Genomic DNA, 17,289 nt, shown 5'->3' with positions numbered 1-17,289 from the left:
AGCAGAAACAAGGCTGCGCGAAGGAAAAGTTTCGTCAACCTTTTCAAAGGTTGCAGGGTGTGGGGCAGAGCCCCACGACCTTGACCTTAAAACGGCGGCGCAGTAAACAAAGGAGCGAGGTACGAGGTTACTCCCTCAACCAAGTTTGGGACGGGGTAAGACTGCGCCGCCGTCGACTTGCCGCAGGCAAGTCGAACTTAGCGAGGTCGACCGCAGGGAGACCAGCGGACGGTCAAAGAGCTGTAAATGTAGGAGAAAGCAGTTTGCCGGTACTTCTGTCAGGAGAAGTCCCCTGCTCCACAATCGACCTGCCTGCGGAACAGGGGAACCAGCGAGCGCAGACGCGCGGTCTTTGCGCGGGTGCGGAAGGTTTGCGAAGCAAAAGCTTCCGAGCGTCCTGATTTGCGGGGGGCGTAGATTGTTGGTGTTTCTGTCGAGGGAAGCCGGAGCAAAGAAAAAGAAGTGTTATATTTAAGAAGTCGAAACCCCAAAAGAAACAAAAGCAATATTATAATTTCTTCCTCTTGACATTCTCCCCCAGTCCCCCTATAATAATAGCAGCAAATGGTCTTCGGGGCAAGGTGAAATTCCTGACCGGCAGTAAAGTCTGCGAACGAAGCAGGGCGGCAGCGCCCGTGCTTCGCCGAACCGGTGAAATTCCGGTACCGACGGTGAAAGGGGCTGTGCAGCTGGCGCGGCCCCCCAGTCCGGATGGTAGAAGATCCCACGGCAAGCCTGGGCGGTTATGGCCTTGTTTTGCCGTGCCGTATCCTGCCGAAACAAAGCCCCTGGCAATGCGCCGGGGGCTTTTTGTCTGGACCTTTGCCAAAATCTGAACTCGGAAAGGGTGCGTAGCAATGCAAAATGTCAAAGAGAAAATCAGCCTGGATGGGGGTTCTCTCAAGAGGGGAAGAGTGAGAAAGCTGGCGGTGACCGCCGTGCTGGGGGCCGTGTCGGCAGCGTTGATGTTTGTGGCCTTTCGGGTGCCGCTGATGCCCAGCTTTATTCAGCTGGACCTGTCGGAGCTGCCAGCGCTGATTGCGGCCTTTAGCCTGGGGCCTGTCAGCGGGGTGGCGGTATGCCTTATTAAAAACCTGGTGCATCTGCTGGTGACCACCACCGGCGGCGTGGGGGAGCTGTCTAACTTTTTGCTGGGCGCGGCCTTTGTGCTGCCGGCTGGGCTTGTCTACCGGTTTCGTAAGGACCGGGTAGGGGCGCTGCTGGGTTCGCTGGCAGGAGCAGCGCTGATGGCCCTGGCCAGCCTGCCCAGCAACTATTTCATTACTTACCCCTTTTACGCCATGCTTATGCCTATGGAGGCCATTCTGGACATGTACCGGGCGATTAACCCCAATGTGCAGACCTTGATGGACGCGCTGGTGTGGTTCAACATACCCTTTACGTTTGTGAAAGCGATGCTGAGCGTGGGTGTGACGTTTTTGATTTACAAACGCATTTCGCCTGTGTTGAAGGGGAAGAGCTGAAAAGCAGTATTGTTTTTGTTGCGGCTTCTCTCAGTGAGGGCGAAAAGGAGGGGCTTCTCCCTCTGAATGGACCGGCCGCAGATCATGCGCTCGCCGTCTTGCTCCGCAAGCCGTAGAAGCTTTGCTCCGCAAACCTTCCGCAGCCGCGCAAGGGCCGCGCGTCTGCGCTCGCTGGGCTGGGTTCTCTGAATTGACCGGCTGCGAACAGGCCGCTGGGAGAAAAAGTAAACCTTTTTTTGTCAACCTATCTTGACAGGAGTAGCGGCAAGCTGCTTCCTCTGAGTTTGCAGCTCTTTAACCGTCCGCTGGTCTTCCTGCGGTCGACCGTGCTAGGCTTGCCTCTGGCAAGTCGACGGCGGCGCTGCTGGTTCCTGTCCTGTGCTGAGAGTTTGGAGCGAGGTCAGCGCCTCGCTCCTTTTGCTTCTGCGCCGTCCTTTTTTAGGTCAAGGTTGCCTCCGGCGGCTAAGCTCACGAAGTGAACTCGCAGGCTCTGTCCCTGGATCGCATAATTTTTGACCTGCACCTACTTTAGCAGCTTTTCATAGTGGAAGCTTCCCATGGCCCGCCGCAGCAGCACTGCCGCCAGGCCCGCGCACACCAGCCCAATCCCCAGCAGCAGCCACCCGCTGATTAGCAGCACCCCCGTGAACTGTCCCACAAACAAAAACAGCACCGGCAGAATGAGGAACACCGCCCCCTGCTGGGCGTCCTCCACGCTCTGGGCCTTGGCCGAAAAGCGCACGATTAAGGTAATGGCAATCAGCGACACCGCCGGAGACACCAGCAGCAGGATCAGCAGCCATTTCCAGTCCGGCGCGGCCAGAGAGCCCCCAAGCAAACAGCTCTCTACCTCTACCACGGCCAGCATGACCCCAAAGGACACGGCGGACACAGCTATGCTGAGAAAAAACGCCGCGCACACCTTGGCTCTGAAAATTTGTCCCAGCGACAGGGGACAGTACAGAAGGGTTTCCAGGGTGCGCTTTTCCTTTTCGCCCACAAACGAGGTGGCAGACATGACAGACGAGGTCATTATGGGAATGAGCAGGAAAAACGGCGGCATCAGGTAGTTGAGCAGCAGCTCGGCCAGCACCCGCAGAGGCAGCTCGCCCTGAACAGAAACGGGCAGCATCTCCACCAGCCGGGTCAGCTCGGCCTGCTGCTCTGGTATAAAATGGGTCAGCAGCAGGAACATGCTGGGGATAAAAATGGTGAGCACCAGGGGCACGATGAACAGAACGGAGAGCATACGCTTGTTCGCTGTAATGCCCTGGATATCTTTTTTGATAATGGCAAGCATAGAGCGGCTCATAGGTTGGCCTCCTTCTGGGTGAGGGCGAAGTATACGTCCTCAAGACTGGGCAGCTGGGTGGAGAGCTGGTAGAGCTCGCCGCCGTTTTCTATCACGCTGCGGGCGATTTGGGGCAGCTGGTCCTCTGAGGAAAGGGGGAGCAGGTATTCCTCCGGCGCGGCGCGAAAAGGAGCAAAGCTCTCTGGCGCGGCCTTGGCCCGCACCCGCGCTGTCATCCCCTGCCCAGAGGCCTCCCGCAAAGCGTCCAGAGCGCCCAGGGCCAGCAGCCGCCCCTGGGCCATCAGCCCATACCGGGTGCAGACCTCCTGGGCGTAGCGCAGCTGGTGGGTGCACAGAAACACAGTGGTCCCCTCCTCCTCTGCCAGACTGCGGATGAGGCGGTGGACATTCTGGGCGCTCTCCGGGTCCAGGCCAGAGGTGGGCTCATCCAGAAACAGGATTTTGGGCCGGTGCATCAGCGCCCGGGCCAGAGACAGCCGCTGCCGCATACCAGTGGAGTAGGTAGCCAACCGCTGGTCTTTGGCCTCCGCCAGCTCCAGCTGGGCCAGCAGCTCCCCGGCCCGGCTGCGGCTTTCGGTGACAGAGAGTCCGTAAAGGTCCCCGAAAAACAGCAGATTCTGCATACCGGTGAGATTGTCATACATCTGGGCGTGCTCGGTCACCACCCCAGAAAGGGCGTGGACCTTCTCCGGCTCCCGGGCGGGGTCTGTGTCAAACACCCTGCAGGAGCCCCCGCTGGGGGCAAGCATCCCTTCCAGCAGCTTGACAGTGGTGGTCTTTCCCGCGCCGTTGGGCCCCAAAAAACCGAACACCTCTCCGGGTTCCAGGGTCAGGCTCACAGCGTCCACTGCCAGCTTGCCGCCGGCATAGGCTTTGGTCAGGCCGTTCATGGCGACTGCGTTCATAAATATTTTCTCCCTTCTCTTTCCAGGCTGTGCAGGAGCTCCTGAAAGCGGGGGTCCTCCCCCAGCTCTCCAAAGGCCGGGTGTTCAGCCAGAGTATGAAAAATGTCCCGGCGCACCGCCGCCTCGTCCCGAGGGGGCTGGCTGCCCAGGGTCAGCTCCTGTTCCAGCCAGCTGTCCAGCAGGTCAAAATAGCTGTCTCCCTTCAGGCTCAGGGGGTAGATGTCCGACAGGGCCAGGCGGCGGTATTTTTCCAGCAGCTTCAGGGCTTTGTCCGGCTGGCGGCAGCGCAGGCACTCCTGGGCGGCGGTCAGAAAGAGGGACAGCTGAAAGCCCGGGTGCAGGCGGTCCAGCTGAAAGGCCTCCGCCACTGCCAGCAGGCGGCAAAGGGTCTCCTCAAAGGCCGGGCCCTCTGCCGGACAGAGCCGGAGGTAGGCCAGCTGCTGGCTCAGCAGCTCCAGCACAGTCTGGTACATGCCTGCCTGCAAAACCCGCCGGGCCTGCAGCGGCTGGCCGGTCATCTGATAGCCCTCGGCCAGCAGGGGCTCCAGGCACAGCCGCAGGCTGACCTGGGGCTCCAACAGCTGAACCGCCTCCTCTCCCCGGCCCAGCCGCAGCAGACAGAAGCCTTGCAGCCCCAGGGCCTGGCTGAGCAGAGAGGCGCTGCCCCCCAGCTCCTGCACCCGGCTCAGCAGGGGCAGGGCCTCTTCCAGAGTGGCGAGGACCGCCTCCGGCTCTCCTGCCTGAGAACAGTGGTTGACATAGAGGCTGCCTAGCTGCAGCAGCAGCCGGGGGCAGGCCCAGTATTTTTTTGCCAGCTCCCGGCAGCGGTCCATCACCTGGGGAAAGGGGCGGGCGGCAAAGTCCTTTACCAGCTCCTGGCAGAGCCGCCGCAGGTCCTGGGTGGACAGCTGGGGCTGGTAGTCCATGAGCTGGTCAATGGTCACATGAAAAAAGGAGGCCAGCCTGGGGAGCAGGGTGATGTCCGGGTAGGTGGCGCCGGTCTCCCACTTGGAGACTGCGGTGTTGGACACCCCGGCAAAGTCCGCCAGTTGGTCTTGGGTGACTCCCAGCCTGCGGCGGTTTTCCAGAATGGCCTGGCCAATGTTGATTTCTTGCATACATTCACCTCGCTTGAAGCCTGTATTCACAGCCGCCGGATGGGCGCGGGACATTTCTGCCCGGCAGGGAAAGAGAGCGTGGAGGTTCACAGCGGCTAAATCCTTGCCGTATTCCGGGCGTTTTGACGCGGTCCGGGAGGAAGGAGGCTGTGCTCAGCCGGCGTGGGGGCTGTAAATACGGGTCCTGATATTCTATAGTATAGGCCGGTTCCTCCGGAAAGGCAAGGGAGCGTCAGGGGATTTTGGTTGAAAAAGTTGCTTGACAGGCAACTGATGTAGAGACAAAGCAAAAAAAGCCCCCCAATTGGGAGCTTATCTTTGCTGTTATCCTGCTATTTTCTCAACAAATCGGCGTGGGTGACCTCTCCGCCGCCGGCGTCCAGCTCCTGTATAGCGGCATCATGAAGAAAAAAGCCCATTTTTTCCCGCGGTCAGCCCCGCAAAACGAAAACTGCAAAAAAAATTTGAATTTCTTTGCCTTTCCTATGGAATTTTTCGGAAATTCTTGGTATAATCAGTGTGTAATCGGAGAGATGTGATTTTGATTCCGGTTGAACATTCTTTAGGAGGTTGTTACCAATGAGCCACAAGTATGTTTACCTGTTCAGCGAAGGCGACGGTTCCATGCGCGAGCTGCTGGGCGGTAAGGGCGCGAACCTGGCCGAGATGACGAAGCTGGGACTGCCGGTCCCTCAGGGCTTTACCATCAGCACCGAGGCCTGCACCCAGTATTACGAGGACGGCCGGAAGATCAACGACGACATTCAGGCGCAGATCATGGAGTACGTAGGCAAGATGGAGGAGATCACCGGCAAAAAGTTCGGCGACAAGACAAACCCCCTGCTGGTCTCTGTGCGCTCCGGCGCCCGGGCCTCTATGCCCGGCATGATGGATACCATCCTCAACCTGGGCCTTAACGAGGAGGTCGTGGAGGTGATGGCCCAGCAGTCCAATAACCCCCGCTGGGCTTACGACTGCTACCGCCGCTTCATCCAGATGTACTCCGACGTGGTGATGGAGGTGGGCAAGAAGTACTTTGAGGAGCTCATCGACCAGATGAAGGAGAAAAAGGGCGTGACCCAGGACACCGAGCTGGACGCCAACGACCTGAAGAACCTGGCCGAGCAGTTCAAGGCTGAGTACAAGCAGAAGATCGGCTCCGACTTCCCCACCGACCCCAAGGAGCAGCTGATGGGCGCGGTAAAGGCAGTGTTCCGTTCCTGGGACAACCCCCGTGCCAATGTGTACCGCCGCATGAACGAGATCCCCTACAGCTGGGGCACTGCCGTTAACGTGCAGATGATGGCCTTTGGCAACATGGGCGACGACTGCGGCACCGGCGTGGCCTTTACCCGTGACCCTGCCACTGGCGAGAAGAAGCTGATGGGCGAGTTTTTGACCAACGCCCAGGGCGAGGACGTGGTGGCCGGCGTGCGCACTCCCATGCCCATTGCCCAGATGGCCGAGAAGTTCCCCAAGGCCTTTGAGCAGTTCCAGGGCATCTGCAAGACCCTGGAGGACCACTATAAGGACATGCAGGACATGGAGTTCACTGTGGAGCACGAGAAGCTCTACATGCTGCAGACCCGCAACGGCAAGCGTACTGCCGCCGCTGCCATCAAGATTGCCTGCGACCTGATTGACGAGGGCATGAAGACCGAGGAAGAGGCCCTGCTGATGATCGATCCCAAGCAGCTGGACGCTCTGCTCCATCCCCAGTTTGACGCCGCCGCCCTGAAGGCCGCCACTCCTGTGGCCTCTGCGCTGGCCGCTTCTCCCGGAGCTGCCTGCGGCAAGATTGTCTTCACTGCCGAGGACGCGGTGGAGCTGGGCGAGAAGGGCGAGAAGGTAGTGCTGGTGCGCCTTGAGACCTCTCCGGAGGACATTGAGGGTATGCACTACTCCCAGGGCATCCTCACCGTGCGGGGCGGCATGACCAGCCACGCCGCTGTGGTGGCCCGGGGCATGGGCACCTGCTGCGTGTCTGGCTGCGGCGCTATCAAGATGGACGAGGCCAACAAGAAGTTCACCCTGAACGGCCGCGAGTATCATGAGGGCGAGTATATCTCCCTGGACGGCACCACCGGCAACATCTACGGCGAGGCCATCCCCACTGTGCCCGCCTCTACCGAGGGCGGCTACTTTGGCCGTATTATGGAGCTCTCTGACAAGTACCGCACCCTGCAGGTGCGCACCAATGCCGACACCCCCAAGGACGCTGCCCAGGCTGTGGCCTTTGGCGCTCAGGGCATTGGCCTGTGCCGCACCGAGCACATGTTCTTTGACCCGGACCGCATTGCGGCTATCCGGGAGATGATCTGCTCTGACACGGTGGAGCAGCGCAAGGCGGCTCTTGCCAAGCTGGAGCCCATGCAGCAGGGCGACTTCGAGAAGCTGTACGAGGCTCTCGAGGGCAAGCATGTGAACATCCGCTTCCTGGACCCCCCGCTGCACGAGTTTGTGCCCACTGAGGAGAAGGACATTGAGCTGCTGGCCCAGACCCAGGGCAAGACAGTGGAGGACATCAAGGCCATCATCTCCGGCCTGCATGAGTTCAACCCCATGATGGGCCATCGCGGCTGCCGTCTGGCCGTTACCTACCCGGAGATCGCCGAGATGCAGACCGAGGCTGTCATCAAGGCCGCTATCAACGTGAACAAGGCTCACCCCGACTGGCACATCGTGCCTGAGATCATGATCCCCCTGGTGGGCGAGATCAAGGAGCTGAAGTTCGTGAAGAAGACCGTGGTGGAGACCGCTGACAAGATCATCGCCGAGGCCGGCGCTGACCTGAAGTACAAGGTGGGCACCATGATCGAGATCCCCCGCGCCGCGCTGACTGCGGACAAGATCGCGGAGGAGGCCGAGTTCTTCAGCTTTGGCACCAACGACCTGACTCAGATGACCTTCGGCTTCAGCCGCGACGACGCGGGCAAGTTCCTGAACAGCTACTATGAGCAGAAGATCTATGAGAACGATCCCTTTGCCCGCCTGGACCAGGAGGGTGTTGGCCAGCTGGTGAAGCTGGCTGCGGAGAAGGGCAAGTCTGTGCGCCCTGACATTGTGCTGGGCATCTGCGGCGAGCATGGCGGCGACCCGACTACCATCGAGTTCTGCCACAACGTGGGCCTGACCTATGTGTCCTGCTCTCCCTTCCGGGTGCCGATCGCCCGTCTGGCTGCGGCGCAGGCTGCTATCAAGAGCAAGTAAGACCGGTTTTCTCAGGACCTGAGAGGGCCTTTGCCCGGCGGATGAGGCTGGGGCAGGGCCTGCCATGAGGAGAACGTGGGGCGTATCCCGGCGGATGGATGGGATGCGCCCCACTTGCTGTGTGGGGCTGTCCCCACGGCTGCGCAGGGCGGACGCCGGCAGGCCTGTCCCCCAAGACCTGAAAAGCAGCCTGCGGTCTTTCACATACCCGCCGCGCCTGGGGGCTTTGCCCCGGGAGGGGCCGGAAACCTGCCGAAGCGCGTTAAAACCTTTCAGTCAGGAGGGAAGGGCGTTCCCCGGGGCAGTGCGCCGGAGAGTCAGCCCGAGCAAATGAAATATATTTTGACCAGCTGCCTGGTGTTCGGCGCGGGAGCCGGGGCGGTGTATGGGGTGCGGCCGGGCTCTTGGCTTGGCGGCAGGACCATAGGCGGCGCGGGCCGCTGGGAGAAGTGCCTGGCAGCGGCGCTGGCCCTGGCCTTGGCCCTGCTGGCGGTGCTGCCCATGGGCCTTTCGCCCTATTGGAACGGGGAAAACCCCGGCCACCGGGTGCAGTATGAGCAGCTGGCGGAGTCCTTCCTACAGGGGCGGATTGACCTGGACTATGGGGACATGGACCCCCGTCTGCTGGAAATGGAGAACCCCTATGACCCCAAGGCCCGGGCGGAGCTGGGGGTGGAGTACCACTGGGACCACGCCTTTTATAACGGGCGCTACTATATGTATTTTGGTGTGGCGCCGGTGCTGCTGCTGTTTTTGCCCTACCGGGTGGTGACCGGGACGCCCCTGACCACCTACCACGGCACCCAGGTGTTTACCGCGCTGTTTATAGGGGGTATGCTGGCCTTGTTGTGGTTTTTGGCAAAAAGGTTTTTCAGGGACATGCCCCTGTCGGTGTTTTTCTCTCTGTGGGGGGCGTTCAGTCTGATGAGCGTGTGGTATTGCTCCGCCGCCCCGGCCCAGTACTGCACAGCCATCTCCTCGGCCCTGTGCGTGGAGGTGTGGAGTCTGTTCTTTTTTGCCCAGGCGGTGTGGGGCGGGCACAGAGAGGGCCCCTCTCTGGCCCTGGGGACGCTGGGCAGTCTGCTGGGGGCTCTGGCCTTTGGCTGCCGGCCCACAGTGGCTCTGGCCAATCTGCTGGCAGTGCCTTTGTTCGCCTACTATGTCAGGGGGAAGAGGCTGGGCTGGCGGCTGCTGGGGCAGACCGCGCTGGTGCTTTTGCCCTATGTGCTGGTGGGCGCGGGGCTGATGGCCTACAATTATGTCCGGTTTGAGAGCCCCTTTGAGTTCGGCCAGAGCTATCAGCTCACGGTGGCGGACCAGAGCGCTTATGGCAGCCTGTTCTCTCAGGTGAGCCTGGGGCGGCTGGTGAAGGAGACAGTGAAGAACTTCTTCTATGTCGCCCGGCCCACCGGGAGCTTCCCCTATATCGGCCACAGCTCGGTGGTGGGGAATTTCCCCATCTGCCTGCTGGCTGCGGGGTGTCTGGCCAGCCGCGGGACCCGGCAGGGTTTGCGGGACAGCGGCTTTCAGGGCCTCTGGTGGACGCTGCTGACGCTGCCTTTGATCATTACCCTGGCGCAGGTGGGCATGTCGCCCTTTTTGACGGAACGCTACCGGGGAGACCTTTACTGGCTGGTGGGGCTGCTGTGCTTTTTGTGCTTTGGCCTGTTTTTACAGAGCCAGGGAGAGCCCGGGCGGAGAAAATGGGGCTTTGTTCTGTCCCTGGCCGGGTTTGTCACCATGGCCCAGTGCTTTTTGCTGTGGTGCGTACCCTGGGACCATAATTTTACCATGGAGTATCCGGCATATCTGGACATGTTCCAGCGGGTGCTTACATTCGGTTTGCTGTGAGGAGGGCTGTGTATGGACCAGATTGCGGTGCTGCTTCCCTGTTATAACGAGAGCCAGACCATTGGCAAGGTGGTAGACGACTTTAAACGGGAGCTGCCTGAGGCAGTGGTCTATGTGTACGACAATAATTCCACTGACGGCACCGGCGATGTGGCCCGGGCCCATGGGGCTGTGGTGCGCCGGGAATATGCCCAGGGAAAGGGCAATGTCATCCGCCGGATGTTCCGGGAGATTGACGCGGCGTGCTATATCATGGCCGACGGGGACGACACCTACCCGGCGGAATATGCCCGGGAGATGATCGCCCTGGTGCGGGAGCGGCAGGCGGACATGGTGGTGGGAGACCGGCTGTCCTCCACCTATTTTGAGGAGAACAAGAGGCCCTTCCACAATATGGGCAACAGCCTGGTCCGGTGGAGCATCAACCTGCTGTTTAAGAGCAATATCAAGGACATTATGACCGGCTACCGGGCCTTCAGCTATGCTTTTGTCAAGAGCTTTCCGGTGCTGTCAAAGGGGTTTGAGATTGAGACGGAGATGAGCATTCACGCGGTGGACAAGAACATGCGCACCGAAAATGTGGTCATTCATTACCGGGACCGGCCCCAGGGTAGCGAGAGCAAGCTGAACACGGTGTCTGACGGGGTGAAGGTGCTGAAAACCATTGGCAAGCTGTTCCGCAACTACAAGCCCTTTGCCTTTTTCGGGGCTTTGGCCCTGGTGCTGCTGGCGCTGAGCCTGGGATTCTTTATCCCGGTGTTTGCCCACTACCTCTCTACCGGCCTGGTGCCCAACCAGCCCACCCTGATTGTGTGCGGCTTTACGGCCATTGCGGCCATTCAGGCGTTTTTCTCGGGGCTGATTTTGGAGACCATCAACCAGAAGAACCGCCAGGATTTTGAGATGCGGCTGATGGAGATTCATCGGGAGTACCAGCGCAGGCAGGAGGAGCGGCAGGGGCGGCCGTAAGCGTCAACAAAAAAAGAAAGCATCCTTGCGGGGATGCTTTCTTTGCGTTTTACAGGCCCAGCAGCTGGCGTTTTTTGTCGTCAAACTCCTGCTGGGTGATGACGCCGCTGTCCAGCAGCTCCTTGTATTGTTTGAGCTCCCCGGCAGGGGCTTTCCCTGCGGTTTGGCGTTCCAGGAGCAGTGCGGTCAGTGCGTCATAGATCTCATTTTGATTCTTGATGTCTCCAAACGTGAGGTGGATAGATGGAGTGGAGATGGAAACGGCTTTGTACTTCCTTTCTATGGCCGTGATGGAATCCAGCGGGAGGTCTACCCGGTGCATGGACCAAAGCCATAGGGTCGTTGTGCAGAAGACGCGCCGGTTTGTGACAGTGATATGTTGGGCTGATTTTGAGCAGACGCGTCCGATGAATGCACAGGGGATGCAAATAACCGCGACGATTGCCGGAATGTTAATAGGGAACAGGGGCGGGTCGATCCATGCGTTCAGAGCGGCGGCATCATAGGTCAGACCCAGCGACAGGATGAAGACGCAGGTGGAAACCAGCATCAAAATGCTGCCGAACCGTTTTTTCGTGTTGCTGGGTATTCCCTCCGCAATGACTTTTTCTTCCATTTATATCCCCCAATTTGCGCGCAAATTATGGTAAGAATCTTTGCGTAGACATGGTAACACATAATTTGACTTGTGTCAACAACATAAGGTGGCTGGTGCAAGGTTTATTATGGCCTCTTCTGAACATAGAATCATGGGAGAGGTGATTGTGTTGCGACAGGAATATAAGGCTATGTATGAAAAGTTTGGATTGAATGTTGTTTATTATCGGAAAGCACTGCGCGTCACGCAGCTGCAGCTGGCAGAATTGCTGGATATTGACAGGAGCCATATCAGCGCCATCGAGCTGGGGAACGTGGGGGTGTCCATGGACCTGATCTTTAAGATGTGCGAGGTGTTCGGCATCAAGCCCAGGGAGCTGTTCGACTTTCGGGACTAGGAGGCCCTGAGAGAGGAAAAACTGGGGGTTGCATTTTCCGTCAGACCGTGGTATAATGCAAACATATTTGACCACAAAGAGGTGAAAACGAGCGATGAAGGAGAATATACATCCCGACTATCATGAGACCACCATTACCTGCGCCTGCGGGAACGTGATCCATACCCGTTCCACGAAGAAGAACATCAAAGTCGAAATATGTTCCAAATGCCATCCGTTCTTTACGGGCAAGCAGAAGCTGGTGGATACCAGCGGCCGCGTGGATATGTTCAAGAAGCGTTATGGCCTGAAGTAAGCGGCTCGGGCCATGAAGCAGCTGAAAAACTTTCTGGACGGAGACGGCAGGCTGGTGAAGCTTCCGGCCAGGCGGGGCATGCGGCAGGAGGCTCTTGCCTATCTGGCGGAGAAGTTCCAGCCGGGGCGGACCTATACCGAGAGGGAGGTCAACGAGCTTTTGCTGTGCTGGCATACCTTCGGGGACCCGGCCACCCTGCGGCGGGCTCTGTTCGACTGCCGGTTTCTGGACCGGGACCCCTATGGGCGCAGCTACCGGCTGGCAGCGCGTCCCCAGGCGGACCTTGGGGCGGAGCCGGAGGAGCAATAAGGGATCACATGACCATAAAGGAAGACGGCGTAGGCTACGCCGTCTTTTTTGTGCCGGATGGGGAGGGCGTCAAGTGGAGTATATTACAGTGCGGCAGGCGGGCGCAGCGGAGTTTGTAGAGAGGAAGTCCCGGTTTATCGGGTCATGCAGGCCGGTGGAGACAGAGGAGGAGGCCCTGGCCTTTATTGCGGAGAAGAAGAGCCGGTACTGGGACGCCTCTCACAATGTGTATGCCTACATTCTCCGGGAGGGGAATATTCAGCGGTTTTCGGATGACGGAGAGCCCCAGGGCACGGCGGGCATCCCGGTGATTGAGGCCATGAAAAAGGCGGGGGTGACAGACGCTGTGGTGGTGGCCACCCGGTATTTCGGGGGGATTTTGCTGGGAGGCGGGGGGCTGATCCGGGCCTACTCCCACACGGCCAGCATAGCCATGGAGGCGGCGGAGAAGGTGCGCATGAAGGAGTGCCTGCTGGGCCAGGTACTGTGCGGATATGAGAGCTATGGCCGGGTGCAGGGCCTGGTGCCGGAGTGTGGGGGCCTGGTGGAGGACACGAAGTTTTTGGAGCAGGTGACGGTGCGTTTTCGCATGGAGCCGGAGCATTGGGAGGACCTGGCCCGCCGTCTGGCAGACGCCACCGCGGGCCGCGCCGGGCTGACAGAGAGGGGAAAGGGATACTTCCCCTTTGCACTGAAGGACTGAGCTCTGGTAAAAGGTGGAAAGCTTCTGTAAGCAGAGGGCATTGGCCTCAAGATCTTGGCGTTAAAAAGTACCCTTAACGCGGGAGGGTAGTCAAACGTCCCGGCGGGACGTTTGACTATGCCGTTTGTCTCTAAGCTTTGGGGGCGGGCGGGGTGGGGCGCTGCCGCTGCCCTCGGTGGCCGGGCTCACAAGACTTGTCCGCAGGGCAAGTCTTGTGAGCAAAGAGCCGCCGAACCGCCGCCCACGCAAAACGACGTGTGCGGTATCTCCATACGGGTCAATCGCCCGCCAAAGGCTGCCGCCGCAAATAGAACCAGTCACAGAGACGTTGCTGGAAAGGCAGTAGGTTTGCAGTCAACAAAACCCAAGCTGACACCCTGTCAGACCCCTCTATACAGGAGGTTTTTCTTGAGATATGCCCGGCGGAAGAAAACTTGTCCGGTGAAAAAGTATTTTGCGCGCCGCCTGCGTATATATGGTTATAAGGAAAAAGAAGGGAGGCGCGGCTTTGTGACAGTGAGAGAGGAATTGGAGAGCTTGGAGCGGCAGACTTTGGCGCCCTGGGCCGCCCGGTCGGAGGAGAGCCAGGGCAGAGCCCGGCCAGAGGCGGAGTGTCCTTTGCGCACCGCCTACCAGCGGGACAGGGACCGGGTGATTCACTGCAAGTCCTTCCGGCGGCTGAAGCATAAGACTCAGGTCTTTCTCTCCCCGGAGGGAGACCACTACCGCACCCGGCTCACCCACACTTTGGAGGTGTCCCAGATTGCCCGCACCATTGCCCGGGCCCTACGGCTGAACGAGGACCTGACCGAGGCCATCGCCCTGGCCCATGACCTGGGGCACACCCCCTTTGGTCATGCGGGAGAGCGGGCCCTGAACCAGCTGGCACCCGGAGGCTTCAAGCACTACCGGCAGAGCGCCAGGGTGGCCGCCCGGCTGGAAAAGGAGGGCCAGGGCCTGAACCTGTGCCGGGAGGTGCTCAACGGCATTGCCTGCCACACCGAGGGCCCCGAGGCCGCTACGGCGGAGGGCCGCATAGTGCGCTGGGCAGACCGGATCGCCTACATTAACCACGACATTGACGACGCGGTCCGGGCGGGAGTACTCCGGGAGGAGGACATCCCCTCTGACGCGGCCCAGCGGCTGGGAAACGGCAAAACCCCCCGCATTACCACGTTGATCAGCTCGGTGGTGGCCAACAGCCGGGAGGGTGTCATCGACATGGACCCGGAGACCTTTGAGGCCTATCAGCAGCTGCACAGCTTTATGTATGAGGCCGTCTACCGCAATGAGTACGCCAAAAGCGAGGAGAAGAAGGTGCCCCACATTATCGCCAGCCTGTATGAGCACTATAAAAAGCCGGACAACCTGCCGGAGTACCTGCGCCGGATTGGGGAGGAGGAGGGCTGGGAGACTGCCGCGGCAGACTATGTGGCTGGCATGAGCGACCGGTACGCGGTGGCCATATACCGGGAGCTGTTCATCCCCAAGGCCTGGAATAACTAAGGTGTGACCCATCCGTGTTCGCACGGGACCTTTGAGATGGCAGGGCTGGCTCAGGCAGATATTTGAAAATTCTGGAAGTGCGCAAGGCGCGTAAAAGCTGCAAGCGGCTCTGTGAATTACCGTCTGACATCTGGCAAAGATTAGCTTCAGAGTCCCCATATGCTGCTTGTGGGAACACACCTCAGGGCTTGTTTGAAAATGGAGAAGATGACAGATGATGCTCCGAAGGCGGACGACACCAGGGAGAAGGCGCAGGCCTGTGGACTGGATTGGCTGGGCTTTCGACGCGGGCAGCGGCTGCTTTTGGGCAATGTGACAGGAGCTTTTGCGTTTTTACGCAGGCCCGGAAGGTCAGAGAACGCGGCAGGACAGGCCTGGGGTCTGAGACGGGAAAGGAGGGAGCCCTATGCCCATGATCCCTCCCGAGTTTATCCGGGAGCTGGAAGACAGGAGCCGGTTGGAGGAGATTGCCCCCAGCTATGTGAACTTGAAACGCCGGGGGAAAAACCTGGTGGGGCTGTGCCCCTTTCACAATGAGAAAAGCCCCTCCTTCAACATTTACCCGGGGAATAATTCCTATTACTGCTTTGGCTGCGGCAAGGGCGGCGGGGTCGTCAATTTCATTATGGAAATTGAGCGGCTGGACTTTATTGAGGCGGTGAAGTGGCTGGCTCAGCGGGCCGGGCTGCAGCTGCCGGAGAACGGCCGGGACGACGGCCTCAGCAGGCTGCGCATGCGGCTTTTGGAGGTGAACCGGGAGGCCGGGCGGTTCTTTTACCGCACACTGACCTCGCCGGAGGGAAGGGCCGGGCTGGATTATTTCCGGGGCAGGGGGCTGGACGGGGCCATCATCAAGCGTTTTGGCCTGGGCTATGCCCCTGAGAGCGGCTTTGGCCTGGTGAACCACCTGCGGAAAAAGGGCTATACCCAGGAAGAGCTGACCCAGGCGGACGTGGCCCGGGTGTCCCAGAAGGGGAATCTGTACGACCGCTACCGGGGGCGGGTGATGTTTCCCATCTTCGACCTGCGGGGGAATGTGGTGGCCTTTGGGGGCCGCATTCTCACCGACGAGAAGCCCAAGTACATCAACACCTCCGACACCCCGGTCTACCACAAGAGCAGCGGGCTGTTTGCCATGAACCTGGCTAAGAACACGGACAGCCGCCAGCTGATTCTGGCCGAGGGCTATATGGACGTGATCGCCCTGCATCGGGCGGGGTTCCAGAACGCCATCGCCTCTCTGGGCACCTCGCTGACAGAGGAGCAGGTCCGCATTCTCAAACGCTATGCCGACGAGGTGGTCATTTGCTACGACGCGGACCAGGCCGGGCAGAAGGCCACGCAGCGGGCCATCCCTATGCTGCGGGACGCGGGACTGCGGGTAAAGGTGGTCACTGTGCCCGGTGGCAAGGACCCGGACGAGTTTATGCGGAACTATGGAAAGGACGGGCCCCTGCGCTTTAAGCAGCTGCTGGAAAAGAGCGATACGGATGTGGCGTATCAGCTGGGGCTGCTGCGGGAGAGGTTTGACCTGGACACAGAGGAGGGCCGTATGCGGTATGCTGGCGAGGCTACAGAGCAGGTGCTGGCAAAGATTCCCAGGAACGAGAAGCTGGAGCTGGACATCTATGCGAGAAAGCTGGCTGAGGAGGCCCGGGTGGATCCTCGTAGAATACTGGAAACTGTGGGCAGAATTTCTCATAAGGAACAGACTAAGGAAGAAAAAAAGATGGTCTACTCTCAGCCGGAGGTAGTGGAGCTGAAGAACAGCCTGAACCCGGAGAAAAAGGAGAACATGCGGGCCGCGCTGGCGGAGGAGGGCTTTATTGAGTATCTGTTCCGCCACCAGGACAAGGCGGAGGTGCTGAAAAAGCTGCTGCCGCCGGAAAAGTTCGTGACCGCCCTGAACCGCAGAGTATACGCCGCCATATTGGGCAAAACTATACATGGCCCGGTGACCCTGGACAGCCTGAGCGGGGTATTGACCGCTGGGGAAGTGGGGGAGCTCAGCGGCATGCTGGCCCGGCGGGCAGAGGCCCCCAGCACAGGGCGGGACGTGCGGGAATATGTGGACATTATTTTGCAGGAGGGGACCTGCGGAGGCGCCGAGTGGGTCAAAGCCGCCAGCGATGGGGATGTGATGGCCTATTTGCAGTCCCTGCGCGAGAAGAAAAGCTGATTTTGCAGGGGGCCTGTCCCCCAAAAGCCACGCCGCTGTTTTTGGACTGGGACAGGCTTGGGCCGGCAAAACGGCGGTAAGGCAATCAATATATCATTCAGAGGTAGGAACGATAACAACAGCCCGGAAGAATGCAGGCAGTCATGGCATACATAGTTGGGGACAAAGAAAGGAATGGTGGCGTAGATGAGCGCACAGCCGGACAAGAAGACCGTGATCAAGGACCTGGTGGAGATCGGCAAGGCCAAGGGGCAGCTGAGCACCAAGGAGATTCTGGACGCGCTGGGGGAGCTGGACTTTGACCCGGAGCAGATAGAAAAGTTTTATGACACCCTGGAAAGCCAGGGCGTGGAGATCGTCGAGGACTTTGACGACATGCAGCTGGACGACGCGGAGCTGACCAAGGCCGGGGAGATTGCGGACATGGAGGGAGGCGAGGGCGTCTCCATCGAC

Annotated in this window: 15 protein-coding genes and 1 riboswitch; of the genes, 11 read left to right on the top strand and 4 right to left on the bottom strand. The window is 59.6% G+C overall.

Annotation, left to right across the window (positions count from 1 at the left end):
* Positions 1-563: 563 nt before the first annotated feature.
* A riboswitch (FMN riboswitch) is annotated at positions 564-727 on the top strand.
* 187 nt (positions 728-914) lie between these two features.
* Positions 915-1,484: an ECF transporter S component gene (locus tag ACTO5E_RS06325; protein ID WP_482302520.1), complete on the top strand. Its 570-nt coding sequence runs from the start codon at positions 915-917 to the stop codon at positions 1,482-1,484.
* A gap of 523 nt (positions 1,485-2,007) precedes the next feature.
* On the opposite strand, the gene ACTO5E_RS06320 is transcribed toward ACTO5E_RS06325, so the two are convergent.
* From ACTO5E_RS06320 to ACTO5E_RS06310, 3 genes are read right to left on the bottom strand one after another with little or no spacing between them, the layout of a single operon-like run.
* Positions 2,008-2,796 carry an ABC transporter permease gene (locus tag ACTO5E_RS06320; RefSeq protein ID WP_482302518.1) on the bottom strand — a complete coding sequence of 263 codons (789 nt, stop codon included), beginning with the start codon at positions 2,794-2,796 and terminating at the stop codon, positions 2,008-2,010.
* The gene (locus ACTO5E_RS06315; protein WP_482302517.1) at positions 2,793-3,701 is read right to left on the bottom strand and encodes an ABC transporter ATP-binding protein; all 909 of its coding nucleotides are present in this window, start codon (positions 3,699-3,701) and stop codon (positions 2,793-2,795) included. Before ACTO5E_RS06315 ends, ACTO5E_RS06320 begins: the two co-directional genes overlap by 4 nt.
* Positions 3,698-4,819 carry a helix-turn-helix domain-containing protein gene (locus ACTO5E_RS06310; protein WP_482302515.1) on the bottom strand — a complete coding sequence of 374 codons (1,122 nt, stop codon included), beginning with the start codon at positions 4,817-4,819 and terminating at the stop codon, positions 3,698-3,700. The genes ACTO5E_RS06315 and ACTO5E_RS06310 overlap by 4 nt, the downstream gene beginning before the upstream one ends.
* A gap of 579 nt (positions 4,820-5,398) precedes the next feature.
* Here ACTO5E_RS06310 and ppdK point away from each other — a divergent pair.
* The 3 genes from ppdK to ACTO5E_RS06295 all read left to right on the top strand — a co-directional run bounded on the left by ppdK (position 5,399) and on the right by ACTO5E_RS06295 (position 10,849).
* Positions 5,399-8,029 (top strand): pyruvate, phosphate dikinase, encoded by a 2,631-nt coding sequence (gene ppdK, locus ACTO5E_RS06305; RefSeq protein ID WP_482302514.1) that lies wholly within the window; start codon positions 5,399-5,401, stop codon positions 8,027-8,029.
* Positions 8,030-8,359: 330 nt separating this feature from the next.
* Positions 8,360-9,880 carry a hypothetical protein gene (locus ACTO5E_RS06300; protein ID WP_482302512.1) on the top strand — a complete coding sequence of 507 codons (1,521 nt, stop codon included), beginning with the start codon at positions 8,360-8,362 and terminating at the stop codon, positions 9,878-9,880.
* Positions 9,881-9,892: 12 nt separating this feature from the next.
* The gene (locus ACTO5E_RS06295) at positions 9,893-10,849 is read left to right on the top strand and encodes a glycosyltransferase family 2 protein (protein WP_482302511.1); all 957 of its coding nucleotides are present in this window, start codon (positions 9,893-9,895) and stop codon (positions 10,847-10,849) included.
* A gap of 49 nt (positions 10,850-10,898) precedes the next feature.
* Here the strand turns inward: ACTO5E_RS06295 and ACTO5E_RS06290 are convergent, their stop codons facing one another.
* On the bottom strand, positions 10,899-11,465 hold the full coding sequence (locus tag ACTO5E_RS06290) for an SHOCT domain-containing protein (RefSeq protein ID WP_482302509.1): 567 nt from the start codon (positions 11,463-11,465) through the stop codon (positions 10,899-10,901).
* A 172-nt stretch (positions 11,466-11,637) separates the two neighbouring features.
* Between ACTO5E_RS06290 and ACTO5E_RS06285 the strand changes: the two genes are divergently transcribed.
* The 7 genes from ACTO5E_RS06285 to ACTO5E_RS06255 all read left to right on the top strand — a co-directional run.
* The gene (locus tag ACTO5E_RS06285; RefSeq protein ID WP_482302508.1) at positions 11,638-11,844 is read left to right on the top strand and encodes a helix-turn-helix transcriptional regulator; all 207 of its coding nucleotides are present in this window, start codon (positions 11,638-11,640) and stop codon (positions 11,842-11,844) included.
* A gap of 94 nt (positions 11,845-11,938) precedes the next feature.
* Positions 11,939-12,139: a 50S ribosomal protein L31 gene (gene rpmE / locus ACTO5E_RS06280; protein ID WP_482302506.1), complete on the top strand. Its 201-nt coding sequence runs from the start codon at positions 11,939-11,941 to the stop codon at positions 12,137-12,139.
* Between the two features lie 12 nt (positions 12,140-12,151).
* The gene (locus tag ACTO5E_RS06275; protein ID WP_482302505.1) at positions 12,152-12,448 is read left to right on the top strand and encodes a DUF2087 domain-containing protein; all 297 of its coding nucleotides are present in this window, start codon (positions 12,152-12,154) and stop codon (positions 12,446-12,448) included.
* 73 nt (positions 12,449-12,521) lie between these two features.
* Positions 12,522-13,151: an IMPACT family protein gene (locus ACTO5E_RS06270; protein WP_482302504.1), complete on the top strand. Its 630-nt coding sequence runs from the start codon at positions 12,522-12,524 to the stop codon at positions 13,149-13,151.
* 510 nt (positions 13,152-13,661) lie between these two features.
* A complete protein-coding gene (locus tag ACTO5E_RS06265) occupies positions 13,662-14,657 on the top strand; it encodes a deoxyguanosinetriphosphate triphosphohydrolase (protein ID WP_482302502.1) in 996 nt (331 codons plus the stop codon).
* A gap of 406 nt (positions 14,658-15,063) precedes the next feature.
* Positions 15,064-16,836, top strand: a complete 1,773-nt coding sequence (gene dnaG / locus ACTO5E_RS06260; RefSeq protein WP_482302501.1) for a DNA primase — start codon at positions 15,064-15,066, stop codon at positions 16,834-16,836.
* A gap of 186 nt (positions 16,837-17,022) precedes the next feature.
* A partial coding sequence (locus ACTO5E_RS06255; protein ID WP_482302499.1) for an RNA polymerase sigma factor region1.1 domain-containing protein occupies positions 17,023-17,289 on the top strand: 267 nt, incomplete at its 3' end.

This window comes from Acutalibacter sp. (assembly GCF_056800975.1).
The sequence above is the reverse complement of the archived record's forward strand: the minus strand, read 5'-3'. Positions and strand labels throughout refer to the sequence as shown.